Below are 24221 nucleotides of genomic sequence, written 5' to 3'. Positions count from 1 at the left end.
ATCCATTCTCGTATGTGAACGTCAAGTGCCTTTCTGAACACGCGTGTTGGGCCGTGACCATAGGTACGGACCTGACTTCCGTCAAGGTGTGAAGTCGTCCGGGCCCGCGCCCCAGACCCCGATGTGGTCCGGCTCCTCCGTGAGCCGCACGCGTCCGCGCAGCCCGTAGCGCTCCACGTAGTCGCGCGGCAGCTGCAACCGCCCCGCCCTGTCCAGAACCGTGAACTCCTCGCCCGCACCGCCCTGTTCACGCAGCGTCTCCGTGGCCGTACGGCCGTCCCGGATGCGCACCGTGCGGCGGACCTGACCGGAGACGAGCGGATCGTGCGTGACCACCAGGACGGTCGCCCCGAGCTCCTCATTCGCGCGGCGAAGGGCGGCGAACACCTCCTCGCCACTGGCCGTGTCCAGCTCCCCGGTGGGCTCGTCGGCGAGCAGCACCTGCGGGGCGTTGGCGGTGGCGACCGCCACGGCGACGCGCTGCTGCTCACCGCCGGACAGCTCGGCGGGCCGCCGGTCGCCGCAGTACGCGACACCGAGCACGCCGAGCAGTTCGACGGCCCGCGCCGTGCGCTCGCGACGGGGCACGCGCGCGTACTTCATCGGCAGCGCCACGTTCTCGGCAGCCGTGAGGTACGGGAGCAGATTGCGCCCGGTCTGCTGCCATACGAACCCGACGGTGTTCCTGCGGTAGCCCAGGCGTTCGCGGCGCCCCATGGAGAGCAGGTCGTGCCCGGCGACCCGGGCCCGTCCCGCGGTCGGCAGATCGAGCCCCGAGAGGATCGACAGGAGGGTGGACTTGCCGGAGCCGGACGCGCCCACCAGGGCCACGCACTCCCCTTCCCCGACCACCAGGTCGAGCCCCTGGAGGGCCTGCACCTCCACCTTGTCGGTGCGATAGACGCGTACGAGGTTGTCGCAGACGACAAGGCCCTCGTCCCCCGCGGGACGGCGCGCGGCGTTCGCGCGGGCCTCCAGATCGGCGAGCTCAGTCATCGTTCCTCCCCAGTCGCAGCACAGCTCCGAGACCACGCCGCCGCCCCAGCCAGGTCTCCACACCCACGGCGACGGCCATCAGGGCGACGGTTCCGGTCGCCAGAACCACGGTGAACAGCGCGTCGGTCCGCAGGGCCGGCTCGGTGGGCCCGCCGGTGAACTCCCGCAGGTCCAGGGCGGGTCCGAGCAGTCCGGGCAGCGTCAGGCCGAGCGCGACGCCGCCGGCCACTGCCGCGAGCGCCAGGGGCAGCAGCTGGAGCAGATGCAGCCCGGCGGTGGCGCGGCCTCCGAGTCCCAGCGTGCGCAGCCGGGCCGCGGTGCTGCCGCGTGCCGGGGCGGACAGCAGGAGTTCGAGCACGAGGGCGAGCAGCGCGAGGAACACGGCCAGGGCGGTGCAGGCGGTGTGCGCGGCGGTCAGGGCCGCGATCAGACCGTCCTCGTCGGCCTCGGCCTGTTCCTCGGCACGGATCCGCAGCTCTCCGGCGGCGCCTCCGGGCGCGGCGCGCGGGACCACCGAGCGCAGCTCACCGACGTCCAGGTGCGGGCCGTAGAGGAGCAGGGCCGACTCCTCGAACTCGCTCGCGCCGAAGCCCTTGAGGTCACCGTTGTCGGCGAGCAGGAGGTGGTCCCTGGCCTCGGTGGCGGCGCCTACGGGGCCGAGTGCGGGGTCGCGTCGCACCGCTTCGGGGAGGGTGCCCACGACGCGCAGGCGCCGTTCCTTGCCGTGGACGGTGATGGTCAGCAGGTCCCCCGCGTCGGCGGCGTCGGCGAGTACGCGGATGTCACGGCCGCTGCCGCCACCGCCCGTGCCTCCGCTGAGACCGGCGTCCCGCAGTGCGCGGGCGGCGGCCGAACTGCCCGCCGCCGAGCGCAGTTTCGCGCCGTCGACGCCCACCAGGCTCGCGATCCCGTACCGCCCGCCGTCCTTCGCGCTCACCGGATCGACCCGCAGCTGCCGCACCGCCACCGTCTCCCGCACTCCACGCGCGCGTGCCACGCGCTTCGCGGTGTCCGGGTCGCGTCCCGCTCCCAGGAAGGAGGCGTCGGCGCCCACCCGCCAGGCTGCGGCGTCCCGCCGCCCCTCCGTCAGCGTCCCCGCGACCAGACCGCCGAACACGGCACCGGCCAGCGTCACCACCAGGACGAGCAGCGCGAGCGCCCGAGCGGGAGCCTCCTTGGCGGCGCGGGAGAGCGCGATGAGGGTCACGGCTCCGCGTCCACGGGCGGCCCAGCGCGCGACGAGGCGTACCGGCCACGGGTAGAGGCGCACCAGCACCACGACCGTGGCGAGCCCGAGCAGCACGGGCACGGCGGCGAGCAGCGGATCGCTTCCCGCCCCGCCCGCGGTCCCACGGGCCCGCAGCGCGAGGACGCCCGCCGAGGCGACGACCACGACCCCCACCTCGGCGACGACGCGGCGCCCACCGCTTCCCCCCTTGTCCCGGAGCAGGGCGCGGTCCCGGACGGCCCACCAGGTCAGCAGGGGCAGCGTCAGCCACGCGCCCACGGCGACGAGCAGCCCTCGCCCGTACGCGGGCGACGCCCCCGGCAGCACCGAGGCGACCACGCACCCGCCCACGAACCCCAGCAGCACGGCCGGTGCGGTCGCCGCGGCACGTCCCAGGGCGATCCCCAGCGCCGATGCCCCACGCGCGCGTTGCAGCCGATGGGCGTCGAGGCGACGGCGTACGGAGAGCAGCGCGCCGACGAACACGGCGGCCAGCCCGACCGCCGTCACGGAGGCGAGCGCGAAGGAGATCACGACACTGGCCTGCCGCCACTGTGCCTGGAACTCCTCCAAGGTGTCCGGCAGTTCGGTGGCGGTCTCGGACTCGGCGGCCGGATGCGAACCGAAAGCGCAGGGCATGCCGCCGCTGATCATGCCCAGGTCGCACGTGACGCCCCGCACGGAGTCCGGGTAGCGGAGCATGAGGCGCTCGAAGTCGCGCTGCCCCTGATCGCCGACGAAGCGCGCGGCATCGTCGCCGAGGTCGAGGCGCATGCCCCAGATCACGGTGAGGTCGGCCTCCGCCTGGCTCTGCAGCAGTTCGACGCCGCGCGGCGCGAGGAGGGCGCCTGCGTACCGCACCGCACCGCCCTGCGCGTCCCGTCCCGTGCGCGCGAGCAGGGGCTGCTCGCGCCAGAGCCGCCGCTCGCCGTCCGCGGCGTAGAACCCGACGACCCGGGCCGGTGCGTCCACGATCTCCAACGCGCCCCGTCCGAGCCGGAGTTCCTGCCCGAGGCGCAGCTTCAGGGCGTCACGGGTATGGGTGGACACGGCGATCTCCACGACGCGGCCCCGCGCGGCGGGGGGCCTTCCAGCGGCGTACGCGGACCGGGGCGGGGCGTCGGAGGCGTACACGAGGGAGAGATGGGTGCCGTCGGGGGTCCGTACGCCGGGCAGGGCGATCCGGGTGGAGTCGCGCAGCAGCTTGCCGCGGAGGGGGTTGGGGGCGGCGTTCTCGACGGCGGTGGAGACCCGCCGCAGGTCGGCGCCCAGTGAGCTCTTCGCCCCGCCCCGCTCGCCCTCCGCGCCGAACCGCACCCGGTGGGTGATGCCGGGCGCGTCCCGCTGCACTTGCTCAAGCCGTTCCCCCAGAGCACGCCCGGCGGCGCGCTCCAACACCCCAGGCCCTGCGACGGCCAGGCCACTAAGCACAGCAACAAGCAAGGCAAGGCACCCCCAAAGCCCCAACTCCCCACGCCTCACAATCCTCCCTCGCCCGAACGCCACCCCCACGACTTCCCCCCTCTCCTCACCCACCCACCCACCCGATCACCCCGCATCCACCCCTGCCCGAACAAGCTCTCCCACCCACCCACCCGATTGCCCCGCGGTGACAGGGGGTGGGTGGGGGATCCGCCGGAATAAGGGAGGTGGGAAGTTGCACTTTGGGGCGGGTGGTGGACGTGCTGCCGGGGGTGGGAAGTTGCACGGATGGGTGGGCGAGAACGTACCGCCGGAGGTGGCAAGTTGCACGAATGGGTGGGCGAGAACGTACCGCCGGAGGTGGCAAGCTGCACGAATGGGTGGGCGAGAACGTACCGCCGGAGGTGGCAAGCTGCACGAATGGGTGGGCGAGAACGTACCGCCGGAGGTGGCAAGCTGCACCAATGGGTGGGCGAGAACGTACCGCCGGAGGTGGGAAGCTGCACCAATGGGTGGGCGAGAACGTACCGCCGGAGGTGGGAAGCTGCACCAATGGGTGGGCGAGAACGTACCGCCGGAGGTGGGAAGTTGCACGGATGGGTGGGCGGAGGGGGACGTACTGCCGGGGGTGATCCGTACACGTCGGGTGGGCAGTGACCCCCACCAGAAAAAGCGCCACACCCGCAGTCGGCAGCGCTCGCAAGGGGACGTGTCGGTGTCCGCCCGCAGCACGCGCGCACCCGCAGACGGCAGCGGACGCAAGGGGACGTGCCGGTATGTCTGCCCGGAGCACGGTTCCCGGAGGCTCCGGTGCCGCAGTAGCCCCGCGGCCACCGGACGATAGCGAGGACGGACATACCGGCGCGGCCCCGCACCCACAGACAGACCGGAACCGCCGCCCACGCACCCGCAGACGGCAGCGCCCGCCTGCAGCCCCACAGCCGCAGCAACGCACGACGACCCGCACCCGGCAGCGAACCCCTCGCCGAAGTAGCCCAGCGTGCCGACCGAGGCCGCCAGGCCTCGGCAGACCCCAAGCCCCACCCCACCCCAGCCCCGCCCAAGCCCCGCAGGGCCCCTCACCGGTCCTCCCCCACCCGCAAAACCCGCCCCAGATCCACCCGCCCCAAAACCCGCGCCACCCCACTCACCACCCCGCAGATCACCACCGTCACTCCACCCGCCACCAGCCAGACCCGCACCCACGGCACCTCCGTGAGCAACCCGGGGAAGACCGGTTCGCCGTCCGCGTCCACCGTCACCACCGGCATGATCACGGCCGCGAGGCCCGCTCCGAGACCCGTGCCCAGGAGTGCCGCCACCCCTGCCAGCGCCAGCTGTTCCGTCCACAGATACGCGGCGAGTTGGCCCCGCCGTACCCCCAATGCCCGCAGCAGCGCGAACTCCCGCCCCCTCGCCCGCGCCGCCAGCACCGTATGCAGCGTGAAGGCGATGACGGCGAACGCCGGTGCAAGGGCGAGGCAGAGCCAGAGGCCGCCTCGGGCCCCGCGCCGCAGCGGATCCTCGGCGAGCTCCACGCGCGCGTGCGGCACGTCCACGGCGGTTCCGAGCCACGGGCTGTCCCGTACCGCCTTCCATGCGGCGCCCGCGTCACCCCGCTCCGCCCCCGCCCACCACGCGCTCTCCGACCCCGGCAACGCCCCGCTCAGCACCAACTGGGCCGCCACCGCCCGTGAGTCGGCCAGCAGCCGGGGGCGGTCACGCGCTTCGCCCGGCACCGCCCCGATCCGCCCGGTCACCTTCAGCCGGACGCTGCCGCCCGTACTCCGCCGCACCGTCACGACGTCCCCCACCCGCACCGCCCCGGAGTCCAGCAGCGCACGATCGGCGAGAGCGGGTGCCGCGGGGCGCCCCCTCGCGTTGTCCGTACCGAGACGGACGCTCCACGTCGGGTACTTGAGCCGCGTGTCTGGCCCCCGAAGCACCGCGTCGAGCAGCACCCCGGCCCCGGGCCGGTCACGGCAGAGCACCGGTCCAGGCGCCTCCCCCACCGCGCCCCGCGGCGGCTCGGCCCCGGGGCACCCCGCCCCGTAGCGGTCCGGCGCGTCCTCGCGCAGGTCGCGCCAGCGGGCCTCCTGGGTGAGCCCCGGCACCCGGTCGATCCGGAGACGGTACGTACGCCGCACCGTCTCGCCCGCCATGCTCAGGTCGATCTGGAGGATCCGTAGGCCACCGCTCCGTACCGGCACCCTCAGCGGTACCACCCGCCGGCCGCCTTCTTTAAGAAGGGCGGCACTTGAGTGGACCAGGCCGTCCTCGTCCTCGAAGAAGACCGTCAGCCGGACCGGCACAGCACGCCCGGGGCCATCGGCCGACAGCCCCACCCGGAGCGGGAGTTCGCCACCGGCAAGATCGTCGCCGACAGTCAGCCCGTGCGCCGGCACCCCCTCCCCCAGCGGCGCGACAAGCTCCCGCACGGGCCGCTCCGCGAGGTCGCCCCGAAGTGAAGGCACAGGACCCCGCCCGGTGTTGATGCCGGTGATGGCTACAGCGTCCTGCCCGATGTAGCCCTCCGTGGTCACCACGGGAGTGACCGACTCGACCCCCGGCAGCGCACCGTACGTCGCACGCCGCTCCCCGGCGGGCACGCTCTCCCCCGGTTCGATCCGCAGGTCCGCGCCCACCTGGAAGGCGGCCTGGTCGCGGTCCCCCCGGTCGAGAATGGCGAGGGCGGTGCTGCTCAGCGCCGCGACGGCCAGGGCGAGCGTCACCACCAGGGCGGGCCCTGCGTGCCGCGCCGCGCGCCGGGCGATCTGCCACCCGCCGAGCGGCAGCACGAGCCCCCTGCCCCGCCGGGCGAGCGGATCGACGGCCCGCGTCAGGAAGGGCAGCAGGCGCAGCACGAGCAGGGCGGCCGCGGTGGTCATCACCACCGGCGCGAACACCAGCACCGGGTCGACACCGTCACCGGTCACCGGCGACCGGTACTGCCGCAACTGCAACCACCCGAGGACGGCCACCGCCCCGAGGACCACATCGGCCCCGACCCGCTGCGCCCCCGCGAACCGCCCCACCCGCAGGCGCAGGCGGCTCACCGCCTGCCGGTCCCGCACCACCCGCACCGTCGGCACCAGCACCGCGCACCCGTGCACCACGACGGCGAAGGCGACGGCCACCCAGGCTGCACCGATCGCGGCCGCGTCCGGCACCCCGCCGTGCAGCACCCCCGCCCCTTCAAGGAGCCCCAGCAGCGGCCCCGCGAGGAAGGGCGCGGCAATCCCCACCGGAAGGGCGACCACCGCCCACTGCACCCCGGCCGACCCCACGAGCCGCCGCGTCCCCGCACCCCGAGCGGCCAGCAACGCCAGCTCCGGGCGCCGGTGTTCGGCGAGCTGACGCCCAGTCAGCGCCAGGGCCGCGACCGCGAGCGCGGCCAGCAGCGTGGCGGGGACGTAGAGCCCGGCGCGGGCCACGGCGATGGGCGTGGTGAGCCGGTCGAGCGCCCTGCGCAGCCCCGCCGACACGGTCAGCTCCGCCTCGGGGTTCTTCCCCCGCAGCACCGACAGCGAGGCATCGCTGCCGCCGAACCGCCGGGCACGCTCGGCCAGCGGCGCGATGTCACCGAGCCGCAGCCCCCGCGCCTCGGGCACGCCGAGCCACAACGCGCCCGCGTCCTTCGTGAGCCCCGGCCGCGCCGTGAAGGCGCCGCGGGGCACGAGCGCGATGGAGTCGGCCGTACCGAACGTGCTGCTCAGGCCCGCCCAGACCGCGGGCGCGCGCCCCTCGGTCGCATAGAGCCCGACGACCCGCATCCGCACAAGGCGCTCACCGGCGCCGCGCACGACCACATCGTCACCGGTACGCACCGCGAGTTCGGCGGCGTACGCCCTGGTCAGCACCGTCTCCGTAACCCCACGCGAAGAGCCGCCCGAGCCGCCGCGCGGCCACCGGCCCGCCACCAGGCCTGCATGGGACCGGGCCCCTTCGAACGCGACCACGGACACCGTGGCGTCCTCACGCCGCTGCCCGCCGGCCTCGGTCACGGCGAGCTCGTCGTTGCGTGCCGCGGGCGCCCGCAGTGCGAGCCGCGTCCGGTGGGGCACGTCGCCATAGGTGCGGTCGACGGCGGCCCGTACGTCCGCGTCGAGCCGCCGCACGCTGTCGGCGCCGTAACGCCCCGCCACCTCGACGACGGCTTCGCGGTCCGCGGCGAGCCGCTGCCGCACCCCGCCTTCGACGGCCCTCTCGGTCAGCGCGGCAAGAGCGGCGAGCACCGTGGCCGCAAGCAGGACGGCGAGCCCGGCCGCCCCGAGCACCATCCCGTGATACCGGCCGCTCCGCACCACGGCGGGCACGCGCCGTCCGCTCACCACCGGTCTCCCCCCGCGTGACCGGCACAGTATGGACGTACGCGAATGTGGCCCGCAATGCTTCGGTCGGCAAGACCGAACCACCGCGGGCCACAAGGGAGTTGACTGAGGATCAGCTCCCGTCGGCGACAAGGCCCTTCAGCGCGACGTTGAGCTGAAGGACGTTGACCCGGGGCTCGCCCACGAAGCCGAGGATCCGCCCGTCGGTGTGCTCGTCGACCAGCTTCTCGACCCTCTTCACGTCGAGGCCGTTCTTCTCGGCCACCCGGTGGGCCTGCAACTCCGCGTACTCCGGGGAGATGTGCGGGTCCAGACCCGATCCGGACGAGGTGACGGCCTCGGCCGGCACGTCGGACGGCTTGACCTTGAAGCCGGCCGTGGAGTTGTCCTTGACCACGGCGGCCTTGGCCGCCTTGACGTTCGCGATCAGGTCCTTGTTGTCACCGGACAGGTTCGTCGCGCCCGACAGGATCAGGTCGTACTGGGTGTTCACCCCCGAATCCTGGTTGGATCCGAGGCCGTTGGACGGCCGGGGCTGGAACCACTTCAGATCGGGCTCGGCGGTCTCCTGGCCCTTCTTCAGCGGCAGGTCGTACCTCTGCCCGATGAGTTCGGAGCCGACGACCTTGCCCTCGCTCTTGATCTCGGAGCCGTTGGCCTTGTCGTGGAACAGGCCCTGGGCGACCCCGGTGACGGCGAGCGGATAGATGACACCGCAGATCACGGTCAGCACGAGCAGGGCACGCAGGCCCGCGCCCAGCAACCGTGCCGTACTTCCGACGGAGTTGTTCATGACGATCAGCACGCTTTCAGGAACTACAGCCCGGGGATGAGGGAGATGATCATGTCGATGATCTTGATGCCGATGAACGGGGCGACGAGGCCGCCGAGCCCGTAGACGCCGAGGTTGCGCCGCAGCATCCGGTCCGCGCTCATCGGCCGGTACCGCACGCCCTTCAGGGCCAGCGGCACCAGGGCGACGATGATCAGCGCGTTGAAGACGACGGCCGACAGGATGGCCGACTCCGGGGACGACAGGTTCATGATGTTGAGCTTGTCGAGGCCCGGATAGACCACGGCGAACATCGCGGGGATGATCGCGAAGTACTTCGCGACGTCGTTGGCGATCGAGAAGGTCGTCAACGCGCCCCGGGTGATCAGGAGTTGCTTGCCGATCTCGACGATCTCGATGAGCTTGGTGGGGTTGGAGTCCAGGTCCACCATGTTCCCGGCCTCCTTGGCGGCCGAGGTCCCGGTGTTCATCGCCACACCCACGTCCGCCTGGGCCAGCGCGGGCGCGTCGTTCGTGCCGTCACCGGTCATCGCGACGAGCTTGCCGCCGGCCTGCTCCCGCTTGATCAGCGCCATCTTGTCCTCGGGCGTGGCCTCGGCGAGGAAGTCGTCCACGCCCGCCTCGTCCGCGATGGCCTTGGCGGTCAGCGGGTTGTCACCCGTGATCATGACCGTCTTGATGCCCATGCGCCGCAGCTCGTCGAACCGCTCCCGCATGCCTTCCTTGACGACGTCCTTCAGGTGGATGACGCCGAGTACCCGCGCGCCCTTCTCGTCCTCCGCCGCGACAAGGAGCGGTGTGCCACCGGCCTGCGAGATCGTGTCGGTCAGGGCCTGGGCGTCGTCGGAGACGGTGCCGCCGTTCTCGGTGACCCAGGCGACGACCGAACCGGTCGCACCCTTGCGCACCTTGCGCCCGGTGCCGCCCTCGACGAGATCGACGCCCGACATCCGCGTCTGCGCGGTGAAGGCGATCCACTCGGCCCCCTCCAACTCCCCCTGGTGGCGCTCGCGAAGCCCGTACTTCTCCTTCGCGAGTACGACGACGGAGCGGCCCTCGGGCGTCTCGTCGGCCAGCGACGAGAGCTGGGCGGCGTCCGCGAGCTCGGCCTCGGTCGTCCCGCGCACCGGCACGAACTCGGCTGCCTGACGGTTGCCGAGCGTGATGGTGCCCGTCTTGTCGAGCAGCAGCGTCGAGACGTCACCGGCGGCCTCGACGGCCCGCCCGGACATGGCAAGGACGTTGCGCTGGACCAGGCGGTCCATGCCGGCGATGCCGATCGCGGAGAGCAGGGCGCCGATGGTCGTCGGGATCAGGCACACCAGGAGGGCGGCAAGGACGATCATGGACTGCTCGGCACCGGCGTACACGGCGAACGGCTGGAGCGTGACGACCGCGAGCAGGAAGACGATGGTGAGGGACGCGAGAAGGATGTTGAGCGCGACCTCGTTGGGCGTCTTCTGCCGGGCCGCGCCCTCGACCAGGTTGATCATGCGGTCGATGAACGTCTCGCCGGGCTTCGTGGTGATCTTGATGACGATGCGGTCGGAGAGGACCTTCGTGCCGCCGGTGACGGCGGACCTGTCACCGCCCGACTCCCGGATGACGGGGGCCGATTCACCGGTGATCGCCGACTCGTCGACGCTCGCGACACCGTCGACGACATCGCCGTCGCCGGGGATCACGTCGCCCGCCTCGCAGACGACGAGGTCGCCGATGCGCAGCTCGGTGCCGGGCACCTGCTCCTCGGTCGTGCCGTTCAGCCTGCGCGCGACCGTGGAGGTCTTGGCCTTGCGCAGGGTGTCCGCCTGCGCCTTGCCGCGGCCCTCGGCCACCGCCTCCGCCAGGTTGGCGAAGATCGTGGTCAGCCAGAGCCAGACCGCGATGGCCCAGCCGAACCAGTCCCCCGGGTCCTTGACCGCGAGGACGGTGGTGATCACCGAGCCGACGAGCACCACGAACATGACGGGCGACTTGACCATCACCCGCGGATCGAGCTTCCGCACGGCGTCCGGGAAGGACTTCAGGAGCTGCTTGGGGTCGAACAGACCCCCGCCGACACGGCCGCCGCCGTCCTGGTGCCCGCCGGGCACGTCCTGGTGCGGCGCACGGGTGGGAGTAGCGGTGGACATGGAGCCGGGCTCCTCTGGCTTCTCTGTATCGGTCGGCTTCTTCTCGCCGGTTGGCTTCTTCGTGCCGGTGGTCATGACGCCAACCCTTCGGCCAGCGGCCCGAGGGCGAGCGCCGGGAAGTAGGTCAGACCGGTGATGATCATGATGGTGCCGACCAGCAACCCGGTGAACAGGGGCTTCTCGGTGCGCAGGGTGCCCGCCGTCGCCGGGATCGGCTTCTGCTCGGCCAGCGAACCCGCGAGCGCGAGGACGAACACCATCGGCAGGAACCGGCCGAGCAGCATCGCGAGACCGATCGTGGTGTTGAACCAGTTCGTGTCCGCGCTCAGACCGGCGAACGCCGAACCGTTGTTGTTGGCGCCCGACGTGTAGGCGTAGAGGATCTCGGAGAAGCCGTGCGCCCCGGAGTTGAGCATCGAGTCCTTGGGCGTCGGCAGCGCCATCGACACCGCCGTGAAGCCGAGCACGAGGGCGGGGGTGATGAGGATGTAGCAGGCCGCCAGCTTGATCTCGCGGGTGCCGATCTTCTTGCCCAGGTACTCCGGCGTACGGCCCACCATGAGACCGGCGATGAACACCGCGATGATCGCCATGATCAGCATGCCGTACAGACCCGACCCCGTGCCTCCGGGTGCGATCTCGCCCAGCTGCATGCCGAGGAGGTCGAGCCCGCCGCCGAAGCCGGTGTTGGAGGAGTGGAAGGAGTTGACCGCGCCCGTCGATGTCAGCGTCGTGGCGACCGAGAAGATCGCCGACCCCGCGATCCCGAACCGCGTCTCCTTGCCCTCCATCGCGCCGCCCGCGACGTCGAAGGCGGGGGCGCCGTGGTGGAACTCCGTCCACATCATCAGCGCGGTGAAGCCGACCCAGATGGTCACCATCGTGGCGAGGATCGCGTACCCCTGCCTGAGGGAACCGACCATCCGCCCGAAGGTCCTCGTGAGCGCGAACGGGATCACCAGGATCAGGAAGACCTCGAACAGGTTGGAGAGCCCGTTCGGATTCTCGAAGGGGTGGGCGGAGTTGGCGTTGAAGTAGCCGCCTCCGTTGGTGCCCAGCTCCTTGATGACCTCCTGCGAGGCGACCGCACCGCCGTTCCACTGCTGGCTGCCGCCCAGGAACTGGCCGACCCCGTGGATGCCGGAGAAGTTCTGTATCGCGCCGCAGGCGACGAGGACGACCGCGCCGATCACCGAGATCGGGATCAGGATGCGTACGACACCGCGCACCAGGTCGGACCAGAAGTTCCCCAACTCCCCCGTCCGCGACCGGGCGAAGCCCCGCACCAGGGCCACCGCGACGGCGATGCCCACGGCGGCGGAGACGAAGTTCTGCACCGCGAGGCCGCCGGTCTGCACGACGTGGCCCATGGCCTGCTCGCCGTAGTACGACTGCCAGTTGGTGTTCGCCACGAACGACGCGGCGGTGTTGAAGGCCTGGTCCGGATCGATGGCCTTGAAGCCGAGCGACCCGGGCAGCGAGCCCTGGAGGCGCTGCAGCAGATACAGGAACAGCACGCTCACGGCGGAGAAGGCGAGCACTCCGCGCAGATAGGCGGTCCAGCGCATCTCGGCGTTCGGGTTGGCGCCGATGGCCTTGTAGATCCACTTCTCCACGCCCAGATGCTTCTCGGAGGAGTAGACCTTGGCCATGTGGTCGCCGAGCGGACGGTATGCCAGGGCGAGCGCCACGATCAGCGCAAGGAACTGGAGCACACCAGCAAGAACAGGGCTCATATCCGTACTCAGAACCTCTCCGGGAACACGAGAGCGAGGACGAGATAGCCCAGCAGGGCGACGGCCACGACGAGACCGACGATGTTCTCGGCAGTCACAGCTTCGCCACCCCCTTGGCGATGAACGCCACCAGCGCGAAGACCGCGATCGTGGTGACGACGAAGGCCACGTCGGCCATCGTGTGCTCCTAGATGAGATGCGATTGATCTGACGCCTTGAGCAAACCCCCTGTATGGCCGGAAACGACCGCCGTTGACGGCTCCCTTACGGCCGTTGGCGCTCCATTGACGACTCTCTTACGTCTGCCTGCGCACTCCTGCCCGAACCCGGCTCCCACCTGCGAAAACGCCGATGGGCCGCACTCCCGTCAGGGAATGCGGCCCATCGGCCTGTACGTCAGGGGCGCTGGCGCACCTCGGTGATCTCGGCTAGCGCACCTCGGTGATCTCAGGCCCCCGCTGGAGCTGGCCCATGCCGCCGGAGAAGCGCGAGCCCTCCTGCTGCTCCTGCTGGACACCGCCCTCGGCGACCATCTGCGCGTCGTCCGGCAGCTTCAGGACGATCGGGTCGCGAGGCGCCATCGGGCCGTCGCCGCGCACGATGACGGTGTCCCGGAAGATCTGCTCCAGGAGACCCGCTGCCTGCGGCTGCACCGCGCCCTGGCCGGAGATGACCCCGCGCAGGAACCACCGCGGACCGTCCACGCCGATGAAGCGCACGACCTGCACGCCACCCGTGCCGTCCGGCAGCTGCACCGGCACCTGCGCGCGCAGCTCCCAGCCGAGGGGGCCCTCGACCTCGTCGATGACACCGCCCTGCTGGGTGATGCCGGAGGCGATCTCCTCGCGGACCTCGCCCCAGATGCCCTGCTTCTTCGGGGCGGCGAAGCCCTGCAGCTGGATGGCGCTGTCCTGGAGCACGACGGTCGCGGCGACGATCGCGTCACCGGCGACCTCCACGCGCAGCTCCATGCCCTCGACACCCGGCACGAAGAGGCCGCCCAGGTCCACGCGGCCCTCGCCGGGCTCCCGGACCTCCGAGACGTCCCAGGGACCGTCGGGGCGGGGCTCGGGCTCGAGCCTCACGCGCGACGACGCCGCGGCCGTGTCATCACTGTCAGCACGGTCAGTGTCCTCGACGACCTGCTCGGCCTCGCCCGCCGCGTCCTCGGCGGCACTGTCCTTCTTGCGACGTCCGAACACGTCACTGTCCTTCCCGGTCAGATACGACCGATGCGTATCGATTCCCACCCGTTTTTTCACCCGAGCCGGCGCCCACGGCGGCATGGCCGCCGGTGGACCCGAAGCCCCCCTCGGCCCGCGCCGAGTCGGGAAGCTCCGCCACCTCGCGGAAGCGCACCTTCTCGACCTGCTGGACGACCAGTTGGGCAATCCGGTCGAAGCGCTCGAACCGCACGCGTTCGCGCGGGTCGAGATTCACCACGATCACCTTGATCTCTCCACGGTACCCGGCATCCACCGTCCCTGGGGCATTCACCAGGGCGACACCGCAGCGGGCCGCGAGCCCGGAACGCGGGTGCACGAAGGCCGCGTACCCCTCCGGCAGGGCGATAGACACCCCGGTGGGCAGTACCGTCCGCTCGCCCGGGGCGAGTTCGCACGCTTCGGTGGTCCGCAGATCCGCTCCGGCGTCACCGGGCTGCGCGTACGACGGCAGCGGTACATCGGGGTCGACGCGGCGGATCAGCACGTCGAGCTCCGGTCGGGATACGGGGGTCACGGGTTCACCTCGAAGGCACGTGCGCGGCGGAGCTGGTCCGGGTCGTCCATGGCGGCCCGGATCTCCTCCGGGCGGCCGTTCTCGACGAAGTGGTCGACCTTGACCTCGATGAAGAGAGCCTTGGCACGGACGGCGACGGGCCCCTCGGGGCCGCCGATCCGCCCGGTGGCCCGGGAGTAGATCTTCCGCCCTGCGACGGCGGTCACCTCGGCCTCGAGGAAGAGCACGGTGCCCAGCGGCACGGGCAGCGCGAAGTCGGTCTCGAGCCGTCCGGTCACGGCGATCACCCGCAGCAGCCAGTTCAGCGAGCCGAGCGTCTCGTCGAGCGCCGTGGCGAGCACTCCGCCGTGGGCGAGGCCCGGAGCGCCCTGGTGGGCCTCCCGGACGGTGAACTCGGCGGTGACGCCCACGCCTTCACCGGCGTACGCAGCGAGGTGCAGCCCGTGGGCCTGTCCTTCGCCGCAGCCGAAACAGTGCTCGTAATGGGCTCCGATGAGCTCGCCGGGGGCGGGCGCGTCGGGGTGGCGGACGGGCGCTATTGCGTCGGCCGGGGGCGTCAGAGCTGCTGAAGTACCACTCACAGGCGCAGACCTTACCCGCGAGTCCGCTCACTCAGCTCATCGTGCCAAGCTTGCATACATGCAGCCTTACGAAGAACGCCTGACGGCGCCCCGTTCCTGGTGGCTTGTCTCGCTCCTGGTCGGCGTCGCGATGGCGCTGATCATGCTCCCCTTCGGCACCCTGCCGCTGCTCGGCGGCCTGGTCGCCGGGACGGCGGTCGCCGCGGTCGTCACCAGTTCGTACGGCTCCCCCCGGATCCGCGTGGTGGCGGGCTCGCTCGTCGCGGGCGACGCGAAGATCCCGGTCTCCGCCCTGGGCGAGCCGGTGGTACTCGACGCGGAAGAGGCGCGCGCCTGGCGCGGCCCGAAGGCCGACCCGCGCGCCTTCATGCTGCTGCGCGCCTACATCCCCACGGCGCTGCGCGTCGAGATCACGGACCCCGAGGACCCGACTCCGTACGTGTACGTGTCGACGCGGAACCCCGAGGCGCTCGCGGCGGCGCTGACGGCGGTACGGGCTTCTTAGGGACTGCTCATCGGGGGCTTGCGCGGCATCCGCCGCGTCAGCGCCCCAGCTCCTTGGGCGGCATGCCGGGACGCAGGGGGTCCAGGGGCTTCACGGGCTGCTCAAGGGGCGGCAGCTCCGGCAGGGCGTCCCAGGGCACCTGCACCCTCCGCAGGTCCGCACGGACCCGCTCAGCGAGCTTCTTGGTGTCACGGCGGTTCATGACCGCCCCGACCGCGGCGCCCACCATGAAGGGCATCAGGTTCGGGAGGTTCCGCACCATGCGCTTCATGATCTGCTGGCGCAGTTCGCGCTTCATCTGGCCGCCGAGCGCGGCGTTGATCGACGCGGGCTTCACCACGTCGATGCCTCGCTCCTCGGTCCACGCGGTGAGGTAGGCGGAGCTGCGCTCCTTGAGGTTGCCGGGCGGACGCAGGCCGTAGACCTCGTGGAGTTCGGCGATCAGCTTCAGCTCGATCGCCGCGACTCCGGTGATCTCGGCGGCCATCTCCGCGGGCATCGCGGGCGGCACGGGCATCATCGCGGCGGCGCCGACTCCGGCACCGACCGTCGAGGTCGCGTTGGCCGCGCCGGAGATGAGTTTGTCCGCGAGCCGCTCGGCGTCGAGGCCCGGGAACTGTTTGCGGAGAGTGCCCAGGTCGCGGACCGGGACCCGCGGGGCGTTCTCGATGATCCGGTCGGCGAGATAGCCGATGCCGGCCTTGGCGCTGCGTCCGCTCTTGCGTACGCCCGCCTTGACTCCGTCCGTGACGGCGGCAACGCGGCCCTTGGACCCACCGGTCCAGGACGCCTTGTCGGCCGCCGTCTCGTCGTGTGCCACCACTGGGGCGTTCGCCGGTCCGAGCGAGGCTGTTCCTGTGGGGGAAGAGCCCCGCTCGTCGTCACGCACGCCGTCTGGGATGGCGCTCTCTTGGTCCGCTCCGCGCTTGCGGAAGCGGCGCTTCCTCGGCGGGGTCGAGCCTGTCACGGCCGACCCTGCCCTAGTCGCAGTCGCGGCAGATCGGCTGGCCGTTCTTCTCCCTGGCCAGCTGGCTGCGGTGGTGCACCAGGAAGCAGCTCATGCAGGTGAACTCGTCCTGCTGCTTCGGGAGCACCCGAACGGCGAGCTCCTCGTTCGACAGGTCCGCGCCGGGCAGTTCGAGGCCCTCTGCGGCCTCGAACTCGTCGACGTCCACTGCCGAGGTCGACTTGTCGTTCCGCCGCGCCTTGAGTTCCTCGATGCTGTCCTCGTTGACGTCATCGTCGGTCTTGCGTGGGGTGTCGTAGTCCGTTGCCATGTCGCTCTCCCCCTCTGGGTGTCTGCGGTGTCTCAGCGCACGTAACGCGTGAGAGGCCGGACTTGTGCCCGACCTGAGGCGGAGATTTTGCCTCACATCAAGGTCTGTTACTCAATCGACACCCAACCGCACCCCTGAAGAGGTGATCGGTTTGGATGGCGATCGGGACCGTACACGGTCCGAATGTCGCACTTCACAGGCGCCACCCCGTGTACTTCCCGTGATCAAGACCCCTGAAAACCCGGATTTTCCCGGCTTTCCGACGACTTTCACGATCACGGAGAGTAGATGGCCGAAAATTCGCCCCTGTGATCGATCGCACACGAAATCTCCGGGAACAGGTCCAGAAAATTCCGCGCAAAGCGAACATCGCGGCGAGTCCGCGGCAGCATCTCAGAGAGGAAGGGTGACTCGCATCACGAGCCCTCCCCCCTCGCGCGGCTCCGCGATGATACGGCCCCCGTGGGCCCGCGCCACCGACCGGGCGATCGACAGGCCGAGTCCCACGCCCTTGTCGCTGCCCGTGCGCTCGGTCCTGAGCCGCCGGAACGGCTCGAAGAGGTTGTCGATCTCGTACGCGGGCACCACGGGACCCGTGTTCGACACCACGAGGACCGCCTGGCCGTGCTGGGCCTCCGTGGTGACCTCGACCCAGCCCTCGTCCGGCACGTTGTACCTGACGGCGTTCTGGACGAGGTTCAGGGCGATCCGCTCCAGGAGTACGCCGTTGCCCTGGACGACGGCCGGGCCCCGCTCCCCGCGGATCTCCACGCCCTTCGCGTCGGCCTCGTTCCGCACCTGGTCGACGGCACGGTCGGCGACCTCGGCGAGGTCGACCGGCTTGCGCTCCACGATCTGGTTGTCGCTGCGGGCGAGCAGCAGCAGGCCCTCCACGAGCTGCTCACTGCGCTCGTTCGTGGCGAGCAGCGTCTTGCCGAGCTGGTGGAGCTCGGGGGGCGCACCGGGGTCGGAGAGGTGCACCTCGAGGAGCGTGCGGTTGATCGCGAGGGGCGTGCGCAGTTCGTGCGAGGCGTTCCCGACGAACCGCTGCTGGGCGGTGAAGGCCCGCTCCAGGCGGTCGAGCATCTCGTCGAAGGTGTCCGAGAGCTCCTTCAACTCGTCGTCGGGACCGTCCAGTTCGATGCGCCGTGACAGGTCCGTGCCGGCCACCCTGCGCGCGGTGCGCGTGATGCGGCCCAGCGGGGACAGGACGCGGCCCGCCATCGCGTAACCGAACGCGAAGGCGATCACCGCGAGCCCGAGCAGGGCCAGCAGCGAGCGGCTCAGGAGGTTGTCCAGGGCGTGCTGGCGCTGTTCGTTGACGCAGGCGTTCATGGCGTTGTTGAGCTCGCCCGCCGACGGCTGGCTCGGGAAGTTGCACGTGTCGCTGGCCACCTGGCCGGAGACGATCTTGAACGGCAGGTCGCTGCCGACGTTCAGGGCCTGCGCGGCGAGCAGATAGATGATCGAGAGCAGCAGGATGCCCGCGATCAGGAACATCCCGCCGTACAGCAACGTGAGCCGTATGCGGATCGTGGGGCGCAGCCACGGGAAGGGCGGTTCGGCCTTCCTGGGGTCCCAGGTGGGTTTCGGGGGCGCGGCGGGTGGCGCCGGGGTCGCGGCCACCGGGGATCAGATCCGGTAGCCGGAGCCGGGCACCGTCACGATGACGGCGGGCTCGCCGAGCTTCCGCCGCAGGGTCATGACGGTCACCCGGACCACGTTCGTGAACGGGTCGGTGTTCTCGTCCCAGGCCTTCTCGAGCAGCTGCTCGGCGGAGACGACGGCGCCCTCGCTGCGCAGCAGCACTTCGAGGACCGCGAACTCCTTGGGCGCGAGCTGGATCTCCTTGCCGTCGCGGAAGATCTCGCGGCGGTTCGGGTCGAGCTTGATCCCGGCGCGCTCCAGGACGGGCGGGAGCGGGACGCTCGTACGCCGGCCGAGGGCACGCACGCGTGCCGTGAGCTCGCTGAACGCGAAGGGCTTGGGGAGATAGTCGTCGGCGCCGATCTCCAGGCCCTCGACGCGATCGCTGACGTCGCCCGACGCGGTGAGCATCAGGACGCGGGTCGGCATGCCGAGCTCGACGATCTTGCGGCAGACGTCGTCGCCGTGCACGAGCGGGAGGTCCCGGTCGAGCACCACGACGTCGTAGTCATTGACCCCGATGCGTTCCAGGGCGGCCCCTCCGTCGTACACGACGTCGACGGCCATGGCCTCCCGGCGCAGTCCGGTGGCCACCGCATCGGCGAGCAGCTGCTCGTCCTCGACGACGAGTACGCGCACGGCGCTGTCCTTCCTCTGTGCCCCTGCGGGCAGGTCTGTTCGTGGGTGTGGTTGTGGGTGTGGCCTCCATCCTGCCCCTTTCGGCCATAAACCGGCTGTAAGGCGGTCCCCCGAGGCCTCCCGGCCGGGGAATGCGGGATTTTCTCCGAGGGTTGAGGTTTCCGTGGAAGGGAGCCAGGGGAGGACGACCTCACACCCGCGATCACGCTTTGTATGTGGCGCGCCACAACCCGCTCTTCGCCGCAGGGCGGGCGGCTTGAGACGTGATCGCCCCTTCTTGAGGGCACACCCCCGTGCCATCGACCCACGACCCAGCCGAGGGGGCGCAACCATGGACGCTTTTACCGCAGGACTGCTGCAGCGCATAAAGGCCACGGAATCCGACCTCACGATGGCCCGTGAGACGGGCGACGACTTCCTTGCCGAGGTCGAGCAGGCCGAACTCGAAGATCTCCACCGGCTGGCCGCCGAGCACGGGGTGGAGGTCGGCGCGCTGCACGCCTGATCCATCGCTCCTGATCCATCGCAAGCAGAGGGGCCCCGGCATCCGTGGACGAGATGCCGGGGCCCTTCCGCGTGTGCCGTGTGCTGCCCGCGCCGCCTCAGTCGTGCCAGGCGCCGAGCTCCTCCAGGCGGCCTTGCAGGTCCTCGAAGAGGCCGGGTGGGGCCGCGATGGTCAGCTCCCCGGTGGGAGCCTCTCCGGGGCGTCCACCGGTCAGCGCGCCCGCCTCCCGCGCGACGAGCTCACCGGCGGCGAAGTCCCACGGGTTGAGGCCGCGCTCGTAGTACGCGTCCAGGCGGCCGAGCGCGACGTCGCACAGGTCGATCGCCGCCGAGCCGCCGCGCCGGATGTCCCTGACCAGCGGGATCAGCTGCCTGGCCACCTCGGCCTGGCGGACGCGGCGCTCGGTGATGTACCCGAAGCCCGTGCCGACGAGGGCTTGTTCGATCGGGGGTGCGGGGCGGGTGTGCGCCTGCTTGTCGTTGACGAAGGCGCCCTCTCCGAGGACGGCTCGGTAGGTCTCGCCACGCATCGGGGCGTGCACCACGCCGACCAGCGTCTCGCCGTCCTTGCGGGCCGCGATGGACACGGACCAGTCCGGGCGGCCGTACAGGTAGTTGACGGTGCCGTCGATCGGGTCGATCACCCACTGGACGCCGCTGCTGCCCTCGGCGCTCGCGCCCTCCTCGCCGAGCACGCCGTCGTCCGGCCTGCGCTCGGCGAAGAAGTCGGTGATCAGCTTCTCGGAGGCGATGTCCATCTCGGTGACGACGTCGACCGCACTGGTCTTGGTGGCGGCCACGCCCAGGTCGTCCGGGCGCCCGTCCCGCAGGAAGGCCCCGGCGCGGTGCGCGGCCTCCAGGGCGACGGTGAGGAGTTCTGCCTTGAGGTCGGTCACGTCGGTCACGTCGGGGTCCTTACGCATACGGGCTGTCGGCACCCGCGGCCGCGGGCTTCGGGGCGCGCGCCGGGCAGCAGCCCACCGGGCACAGGTCGTGGCTCGCGCCGAGCGCGCCCAGGGCGCAGGGTGCGACGGGCTGCCCGCTCTCCGTGGCGGCGCGCTCCAGGACGAGCTCGCGCACCGCGGCGGCGAACCGCGGGTCGGCGCCGACCGTGGCCGAGCGGCGGACCGGGAGGCCGAGCTCCGCGGCCTTGGCCTCGGCCTCGGTGTCGAGGTCGTACAGCACCTCCATGTGGTCCGACACGAAACCGATCGGGACCATCACCACGGCGGGCGCGCCCGCCGCCTGCCGCTCCTCCAGGTGATCGCAGATGTCCGGCTCCAGCCACGGGATGTGCGGGGCGCCGCTGCGGGACTGGTAGACGAGCTCCCAGGGGTGCTCGACGCCGGTCTCTTCACGCACGGCGTCGGCGATGAGCCGGGCCACGTCCAGGTGCTCCGCGACGTACGCGCCACCGTCCCCGTGGTCCTCCACGCGCCCCGACGTGTCGGCGGCCGCGGTCGGGATGGAGTGCGTCGTGAAGGCCAGGTGCGCCCCGTCGCGTACGTCACCGGGAAGGTCGGCCAGGGACTTCAGGACCCCGTCGATCATGGGGCGGACGAAGCCCGGGTGGTTGAAGTAGTGCCGGAGCTTGTCGACGCGCGGCACTTCGAGGCCCTCGGAGGCGAGCACGGCGAGGGAGTCGGCCAGGTTCTCCCGGTACTGGCGGCAGCCCGAGTACGAGGCGTACGCGCTGGTCGCCAGGACGAGTACGCGGCGGTGGCCGTCCTGGACGAGCTCGCGCAGGGTGTCGGTCAGATAGGGCGCCCAGTTGCGATTGCCCCAGTAGACCGGCAGGTCCAGGCCGTGCTCCGCGAAGTCCTTGCGCAGGGCGTCCAGGAGGGCGCGGTTCTGGTCGTTGATCGGGCTGACCCCGCCGAACAGGAAGTAGTGCTGCCCCACCTCCTTGAGCCGCTCCTTGGGGATGCCACGGCCCCGCGTCACGTTCTCCAGGAACGGGACCACGTCGTCGGGGCCTTCGGGGCCGCCGAACGAGAGCAGCAGCAGGGCGTCATAGGGAGAGGCATCGAGCGCATCGGACATGTATCCGATCCTGCCACCCGCCACTGACAGCCGGAAAATCACGGTGCGTTCGGCCCCGTCGGGACCGTAAGCTGTATCGGCCATCTTTACGCCTTACCGGAGTCCCACGTGCCGAGCCCCTACCGCGCCATCTTCGCCGCCCCCGGCACCAAGGGGTTCTCGACGGCTGGCTTCCTCGGCCGGATGCCGCTGTCGATGATGGGCATCGGCATCGTGACGATGGTGTCCCAGCTCACCGGGCGGTACGGACTCGCGGGCGCGCTCTCCGCGACCGTCGCGCTCTCCGCCGCCGCGATCGGCCCGCAGATCTCCCGGCTCGTCGACCGGTACGGCCAGCGCCGCGTGCTGCGGCCCGCGACCCTGGCGTCCCTGGCCGCCGTCGCCGGGCTCCTGCTCTGCGCGAAGTACGAACTCCCGGACTGGACGCTCTTCGCCTTCGCCGCCCTCGTCGGCTGCGTGCCGAGCGTGGGCTCGATGATCAGGGCGCGCTGGGCCGTGCTCTACCGGGACACTCCGCAGCTGCACACCGCGTACTCCTTCGAGTCCGTGGTCGACGAGATCTGCTTCATCTTCGGGCCGATCATCTCGATCGGGCTCTCCACGGTGTGGTTCCCGGAGGCCGGTCCGCTCCTGGCCGGGGTCTTCCTCGCCGTGGGTGTCTTCTGGCTGACGGCGCAGCGGGCCACCGAGCCCGTGCCGCACGGCCGTGAGCACCACACCAAGGGCTCGGCGCTGCGCTCCGGAGGGCTCCAGGTCCTGGTCGCGACCTTCGTGGCGACAGGTGCGATCTTCGGGTCCATCGACGTGGTGACCGTCGCGTACGCCGAGGACCACGGTCACAAGTCGGCGGCCAGCCTCGTGCTCGCCGTCTACGCGCTCGGCTCCTGCCTGGCGGGAGCCGCCTTCGGTCTCATCCACTTCAAGGGCGCTCCCGCACCGAGGTGGCTGCTGGGTGTCTGTACGACGGCCGTGAGTATGATCCCGCTTCAATTGGTCGGGAACCTTCCGTTTCTGGCCGTGGCGTTGTTCATCGCGGGCCTCTCCATAGCGCCGACCATGATCACGACGATGGCCCTCGTCGAACAGCACGTACCACGCGCGAAGCTGACCGAGGGCATGACCTGGGTGAGTACCGGACTCGCGGTCGGCGTCGCGCTCGGCTCCTCAGCGGCCGGCTGGGTCATCGACGCGGCCGGATCGGACGCCGGGTACGCGGTCCCCGGACTTTCCGGGGCCGCCGCGGTGGCGGTCGGGTTCCTTGGGTATCGCCGGCTGAAGAGGCCGGCTTTGCAACGGGGAGGGACCCATGAGCACGGCATCGGGCACGGGCAGCGGGAAGAGCACAGCGGCGTGGCGTAACTGGGCGGGCAACGTCACCGCACGCCCGGCCAGGGAGGTCACCCCCGCGTCGGTCGACGAGCTCTCCGCAGCGCTGCGTCAGGCCAGGGACGAAGGCCTCAGGGTGAAGCCGGTCGGCACCGGCCACTCCTTCACGGCGGCCGCGGCGACCGACGGCCTCCTGATACGCCCCGAACTCCTCACCGGCATCCGGAAGATCGACCGCGAGGCCGGCACCGTCACGGTGGAAGCGGGCACACCGCTGAAGCGCCTGAACGCGGCGCTCGCCCGCGAGGGCCTGTCGCTCACGAACATGGGCGACATCATGGAGCAGACGGTCTCCGGCGCGACCAGCACCGGGACGCACGGCACCGGCCGCGACTCGGCCTCGATATCCGCACAGATCACGGCACTTGAGCTGGTCACCGCGGACGGCACGGTCCTCACCTGCTCCGAGAAGGAGAATCCCGACGTCTTCGCGGCGGCCCGGATCGGCCTGGGCGCGCTCGGCGTGATCAGCGCGATCACCTTCGCCGTGGAGCCCGTCTTCTTCCTCACCGCCCGTGAGGAGCCGATGACCTTCGACAAGGTCACGAGCGAGTTCGACGCGCTCTACGCGGAGAACGAGCACTTCGAGTTCTACTGGTTCCCGCACACCGGCAACTGCACCACCAAGCGCAACAACCGCAGCGCGGGCCCCGCCGCCCCGCCCGGCAAAGTGAGCGCCTTCGTAGAGGACGAAATTCTCTCCAACGGCCTCTTCCAGGTGGTCAACACGATCGGCAGGGCCGTCCCCGCGACGATCCCCGGCATCGCCAAGATCTCCAGCAAGGCGCTCTCCGCCCGCACCTACACGGACATCCCCTACAAGGTCTTCACAAGCCCGCGCCGCGTGCGCTTCATGGAGATGGAGTACGCCGTCCCGCGGGCCGCCCTCGTCGAGACGCTGCGCGAGCTGAAGACGATGGTGGAGCGCTCCAACCTGCGGATCAGCTTCCCCGTGGAGGTCCGCACGGCCCCCGCGGACGACATCACGCTCTCCACGGCCTCGGGCCGGGAGAGCGCGTACATCGCCGTCCACATGTACCGGGGCACGCCCTACCAGGCGTACTTCACCGCCGCCGAGCGGATCTTCACCGCGCACGAGGGCCGGCCTCACTGGGGCAAGATCCACACCCGCGACGCCGACTACTTCGCGGGGGCCTATCCGCGCTTCGCCGAGTTCACGGCGCTGCGCGACCGCCTGGACCCGGACCGCATGTTCGGCAACGACTACTTGCGCCGCGTCCTGGGCGCCTGAGGACCGCCG

Annotated in this window: 20 protein-coding genes; 4 read left to right on the top strand and 16 right to left on the bottom strand. The window is 71.1% G+C overall.

From position 1 onward, the window contains the following. Window positions 1-81: 81 nt before the first annotated feature. The 10 genes from ACWGI2_RS00645 to ACWGI2_RS00600 all read right to left on the bottom strand — a co-directional run bounded on the left by ACWGI2_RS00645 (window position 82) and on the right by ACWGI2_RS00600 (window position 14959). Window positions 82-996, bottom strand: coding sequence for an ABC transporter ATP-binding protein (locus ACWGI2_RS00645; protein ID WP_453393910.1), 915 nt, complete (start codon window positions 994-996; stop codon window positions 82-84). Continuing rightward, complete coding sequence (locus ACWGI2_RS00640) at window positions 989-3574, bottom strand: hypothetical protein (protein ID WP_453692777.1); 2586 nt, start codon at window positions 3572-3574, stop codon at window positions 989-991. Before ACWGI2_RS00640 ends, ACWGI2_RS00645 begins: the two co-directional genes overlap by 8 nt. Before the next feature lie 1151 nt (window positions 3575-4725). Next, the gene (locus ACWGI2_RS00635; protein ID WP_453692775.1) at window positions 4726-7977 is read right to left on the bottom strand and encodes an FtsX-like permease family protein; all 3252 of its coding nucleotides are present in this window, start codon (window positions 7975-7977) and stop codon (window positions 4726-4728) included. 112 nt (window positions 7978-8089) lie between these two features. Continuing rightward, window positions 8090-8770 carry a potassium-transporting ATPase subunit C gene (locus ACWGI2_RS00630; protein WP_453692773.1) on the bottom strand — a complete coding sequence of 227 codons (681 nt, stop codon included), beginning with the start codon at window positions 8768-8770 and terminating at the stop codon, window positions 8090-8092. A gap of 23 nt (window positions 8771-8793) precedes the next feature. Continuing rightward, a complete protein-coding gene (gene kdpB / locus ACWGI2_RS00625; protein WP_453694610.1) occupies window positions 8794-10902 on the bottom strand; it encodes a potassium-transporting ATPase subunit KdpB in 2109 nt (702 codons plus the stop codon). A 71-nt stretch (window positions 10903-10973) separates the two neighbouring features. After that, entirely contained in the window at window positions 10974-12638 is a 1665-nt protein-coding gene (gene kdpA / locus ACWGI2_RS00620; RefSeq protein ID WP_453692771.1) for a potassium-transporting ATPase subunit KdpA, read from the bottom strand. Between the two features lie 8 nt (window positions 12639-12646). Then, a complete protein-coding gene (gene kdpF / locus ACWGI2_RS00615) occupies window positions 12647-12736 on the bottom strand; it encodes a K(+)-transporting ATPase subunit F (RefSeq protein ID WP_033264828.1) in 90 nt (29 codons plus the stop codon). Between the two features lie 330 nt (window positions 12737-13066). After that, window positions 13067-13840 carry a DUF3710 domain-containing protein gene (locus ACWGI2_RS00610; RefSeq protein WP_453393905.1) on the bottom strand — a complete coding sequence of 258 codons (774 nt, stop codon included), beginning with the start codon at window positions 13838-13840 and terminating at the stop codon, window positions 13067-13069. A gap of 1 nt (window position 13841) precedes the next feature. Then, complete coding sequence (gene dut / locus ACWGI2_RS00605; protein WP_453393904.1) at window positions 13842-14378, bottom strand: dUTP diphosphatase; 537 nt, start codon at window positions 14376-14378, stop codon at window positions 13842-13844. Continuing rightward, the gene (locus tag ACWGI2_RS00600; protein ID WP_351173880.1) at window positions 14375-14959 is read right to left on the bottom strand and encodes a PaaI family thioesterase; all 585 of its coding nucleotides are present in this window, start codon (window positions 14957-14959) and stop codon (window positions 14375-14377) included. Before ACWGI2_RS00600 ends, dut begins: the two co-directional genes overlap by 4 nt. Window positions 14960-15017: 58 nt before the next feature. Here ACWGI2_RS00600 and ACWGI2_RS00595 point away from each other — a divergent pair, with 58 nt between their 5' ends. After that, the gene (locus ACWGI2_RS00595; RefSeq protein ID WP_453692768.1) at window positions 15018-15464 is read left to right on the top strand and encodes a DUF3093 domain-containing protein; all 447 of its coding nucleotides are present in this window, start codon (window positions 15018-15020) and stop codon (window positions 15462-15464) included. 37 nt (window positions 15465-15501) lie between these two features. Here ACWGI2_RS00595 and ACWGI2_RS00590 read toward each other — a convergent pair whose 3' ends face one another. The 4 genes from ACWGI2_RS00590 to ACWGI2_RS00575 all read right to left on the bottom strand — a co-directional run bounded on the left by ACWGI2_RS00590 (window position 15502) and on the right by ACWGI2_RS00575 (window position 19027). Next, window positions 15502-16431: a hypothetical protein gene (locus ACWGI2_RS00590; RefSeq protein WP_453692767.1), complete on the bottom strand. Its 930-nt coding sequence runs from the start codon at window positions 16429-16431 to the stop codon at window positions 15502-15504. A gap of 13 nt (window positions 16432-16444) precedes the next feature. Then, window positions 16445-16741: a DUF4193 domain-containing protein gene (locus ACWGI2_RS00585; protein WP_055544889.1), complete on the bottom strand. Its 297-nt coding sequence runs from the start codon at window positions 16739-16741 to the stop codon at window positions 16445-16447. A 393-nt stretch (window positions 16742-17134) separates the two neighbouring features. Then, entirely contained in the window at window positions 17135-18367 is a 1233-nt protein-coding gene (locus ACWGI2_RS00580) for a sensor histidine kinase (protein WP_453393901.1), read from the bottom strand. Window positions 18368-18373: 6 nt separating this feature from the next. Continuing rightward, complete coding sequence (locus tag ACWGI2_RS00575; protein WP_453692765.1) at window positions 18374-19027, bottom strand: response regulator transcription factor; 654 nt, start codon at window positions 19025-19027, stop codon at window positions 18374-18376. A 331-nt stretch (window positions 19028-19358) separates the two neighbouring features. On the opposite strand from ACWGI2_RS00575, the gene ACWGI2_RS00570 reads away from it, so the two are divergent. After that, window positions 19359-19532, top strand: coding sequence for a hypothetical protein (locus ACWGI2_RS00570; protein WP_202121369.1), 174 nt, complete (start codon window positions 19359-19361; stop codon window positions 19530-19532). Window positions 19533-19629: 97 nt separating this feature from the next. On the opposite strand, the gene ACWGI2_RS00565 is transcribed toward ACWGI2_RS00570, so the two are convergent. Next, window positions 19630-20454: an inositol monophosphatase family protein gene (locus ACWGI2_RS00565; protein WP_453692763.1), complete on the bottom strand. Its 825-nt coding sequence runs from the start codon at window positions 20452-20454 to the stop codon at window positions 19630-19632. Further along, on the bottom strand, window positions 20447-21574 hold the full coding sequence (locus ACWGI2_RS00560; protein ID WP_453692761.1) for a ferrochelatase: 1128 nt from the start codon (window positions 21572-21574) through the stop codon (window positions 20447-20449). The genes ACWGI2_RS00565 and ACWGI2_RS00560 overlap by 8 nt, the downstream gene beginning before the upstream one ends. Before the next feature lie 108 nt (window positions 21575-21682). Here ACWGI2_RS00560 and ACWGI2_RS00555 point away from each other — a divergent pair, with 108 nt between their 5' ends. Together ACWGI2_RS00555 and ACWGI2_RS00550 are read left to right on the top strand one after the other, a co-directional pair. Further along, complete coding sequence (locus ACWGI2_RS00555) at window positions 21683-22933, top strand: MFS transporter (protein ID WP_453692759.1); 1251 nt, start codon at window positions 21683-21685, stop codon at window positions 22931-22933. Further along, window positions 22881-24212 (top strand): D-arabinono-1,4-lactone oxidase, encoded by a 1332-nt coding sequence (locus tag ACWGI2_RS00550; RefSeq protein ID WP_453692757.1) that lies wholly within the window; start codon window positions 22881-22883, stop codon window positions 24210-24212. The genes ACWGI2_RS00555 and ACWGI2_RS00550 overlap by 53 nt, the downstream gene beginning before the upstream one ends. Window positions 24213-24221: the final 9 nt, after the last annotated feature.

It is taken from the genome of Streptomyces sp. NPDC054866 (assembly GCF_053610745.1).
Note: the sequence above shows the minus strand (reverse complement) of the source record. Positions and strands in the feature narration are given on the sequence as shown.